This is a genomic window from Lysinibacillus sp. 54212, from assembly GCF_036662795.1.
Classification (GTDB): Bacteria; Bacillota; Bacilli; order Bacillales_A; family Planococcaceae; genus Lysinibacillus_B.
This window is the reverse complement of the sequence record NZ_JBAFWZ010000059.1, coordinates 1-2,934: the sequence shown is the minus strand read 5'-3', so window position 1 is coordinate 2,934 and position 2,934 is coordinate 1. Positions and strand designations below refer to the sequence as shown.

Here is a 2,934-nt window from a genome sequence, read left to right as displayed (position 1 = left end):
AAAATTTTGGTTAAGTCCTCGATCGATTAGTATTCGTCAGCTCCATGTGTCACCACACTTCCACCTCGAACCTATCTACCTCATCGTCTTTGAGGGATCTTACTTACTTGCGTAATGGGAAATCTCATCTTGAGGGGGGCTTCATGCTTAGATGCTTTCAGCACTTATCCCGTCCATACATAGCTACCCAGCGATGCCTTTGGCAAGACAACTGGTACACCAGCGGTATGTCCATCCCGGTCCTCTCGTACTAAGGACAGCTCCTCTCAAATTTCCTACGCCCACGACGGATAGGGACCGAACTGTCTCACGACGTTCTGAACCCAGCTCGCGTACCGCTTTAATGGGCGAACAGCCCAACCCTTGGGACCGACTACAGCCCCAGGATGCGATGAGCCGACATCGAGGTGCCAAACCTCCCCGTCGATGTGGACTCTTGGGGGAGATAAGCCTGTTATCCCCGGGGTAGCTTTTATCCGTTGAGCGATGGCCCTTCCATGCGGAACCACCGGATCACTAAGCCCGTCTTTCGACCCTGCTCGACTTGTAGGTCTCGCAGTCAAGCTCCCTTGTGCCTTTACACTCTACGAATGATTTCCAACCATTCTGAGGGAACCTTTGGGCGCCTCCGTTACCTTTTAGGAGGCGACCGCCCCAGTCAAACTGTCCGTCTGACACTGTCTCCTACCCCGCTAAGGGGCATGGGTTAGAATTTCAATACAACCAGGGTAGTATCCCACCGACGCCTCTGCGCAAGCTGGCGCTCACGCTTCTCTGGCTCCTACCTATCCTGTACAAGTTGTACCAAAATTCAATATCAAACTACAGTAAAGCTCCACGGGGTCTTTCCGTCCTGTCGCGGGTAACCTGCATCTTCACAGGTACTATAATTTCACCGAGTCTCTCGTTGAGACAGTGCCCAGATCGTTACGCCTTTCGTGCGGGTCGGAACTTACCCGACAAGGAATTTCGCTACCTTAGGACCGTTATAGTTACGGCCGCCGTTTACTGGGGCTTCAATTCACAGCTTCGCTTGCGCTAACCGCTCCTCTTAACCTTCCAGCACCGGGCAGGCGTCAGCCCCTATACGTCACCTTACGGTTTTGCAGAGACCTGTGTTTTTGCTAAACAGTCGCCTGGGCCTATTCACTGCGGCTCTCATGCGCTATGCACGCTCAAGAGCACCCCTTCTCCCGAAGTTACGGGGTCATTTTGCCGAGTTCCTTAACGAGAGTTCTCTCGCACACCTTAGGATTCTCTCCTCGACTACCTGTGTCGGTTTGCGGTACGGGCACCTCTCACCTCGATAGAGGCTTTTCTTGGCAGTGTGAAATCAGGAACTTCGTCCATACGGACTCGCCATCACAGCTCAACGTTACAGTGTGCGGATTTGCCTACACACACGCCTTACTGCTTGGACGCGCACAACCAACGGCGCGCTTACCCTATCCTACTGCGTCCCCCCATTTCTCAAACGGTGAGGAGGTGGTACAGGAATATCAACCTGTTGTCCATCGCCTACGCCTATCGGCCTCGGCTTAGGTCCCGACTAACCCTGAGCGGACGAGCCTTCCTCAGGAAACCTTAGTCATACGGTGGACGGGATTCTCACCCGTCTTTCGCTACTCATACCGGCATTCTCACTTCTAAGCGCTCCACCAGTCCTTCCGGTCTGACTTCAACGCACTTAGAACGCTCTCCTACCACTGACATCAAAGATGTCAATCCACAGCTTCGGTGAATCGTTTAGCCCCGATACATTTTCGGCGCAGCGTCACTCGACCAGTGAGCTATTACGCACTCTTTAAATGATGGCTGCTTCTAAGCCAACATCCTGGTTGTCTAAGCAACGCCACATCCTTTTCCACTTAACGATTACTTTGGGACCTTAGCTGGTGGTCTGGGCTGTTTCCCTTTTGACTACGGATCTTATCACTCGCAGTCTGACTCCCGTGTATAAATATCCGGCATTCGGAGTTTGTCTGAATTCGGTAAAGCGAGATGCCCCCCTAGTCCAAACAGTGCTCTACCTCCGGTATTCTCATCACGAGGCTAGCCCTAAAGCTATTTCGGAGAGAACCAGCTATCTCCAGGTTCGATTGGAATTTCTCCGCTACCCACAGCTCATCCCCGCACTTTTCAACGTGCGTGGGTTCGGGCCTCCAGTAAGTGTTACCTCACCTTCACCCTGGCCATGGGTAGATCACCTGGTTTCGGGTCTACGACCACGTACTAATTCGCCCTATTCAGACTCGCTTTCGCTGCGGCTCCGTCTTCACAACTTAACCTCGCACGTAATCGTAACTCGCCGGTTCATTCTACAAAAGGCACGCTATCACCCATTAACGGGCTCTAACTACTTGTAGGCACACGGTTTCAGGTTCTATTTCACTCCCCTCCCGGGGTGCTTTTCACCTTTCCCTCACGGTACTGGTTCACTATCGGTCACTAGGTAGTATTTAGCCTTGGGAGATGGTCCTCCCGGATTCCGACGGAATTTCACGTGTTCCGCCGTACTCAGGATCCACTCTGGAGGGAATGCACTTTCAGCTACAGGGCTATTACCTGCTCTGGCGGACCTTTCCAAGTCGCTTCGCCTAATACATTCCTTTGTAACTCCGTATAGAGTGTCCTACAACCCCAAGAGGCAAGCCTCTTGGTTTGGGCTTTTCCCGTTTCGCTCGCCGCTACTCAGGGAATCGAATTTTCTTTCTCTTCCTCCAGGTACTTAGATGTTTCAGTTCCCTGGGTCTGTCTCCAATACGCTATGTATTCACGTAAAGGTAACACGCGATTAAGCGTGCTGGGTTCCCCCATTCGGAAATCCCCGGATCAAAGCTTACTTACAGCTCCCCGAGGCATATCGGTGTTAGTGCCGTCCTTCATCGACTCCTAGTGCCAAGGCATCCACCGTGCGCCCTTAATAACTTAACC

General features: G+C 52.4%; 1 rRNA gene. It reads right to left on the bottom strand.

The features are described 5' to 3' along the window. Positions 1–6: 6 nt before the first annotated feature. A 23S ribosomal RNA gene (locus V4T18_RS18205) occupies positions 7–2,934 on the bottom strand.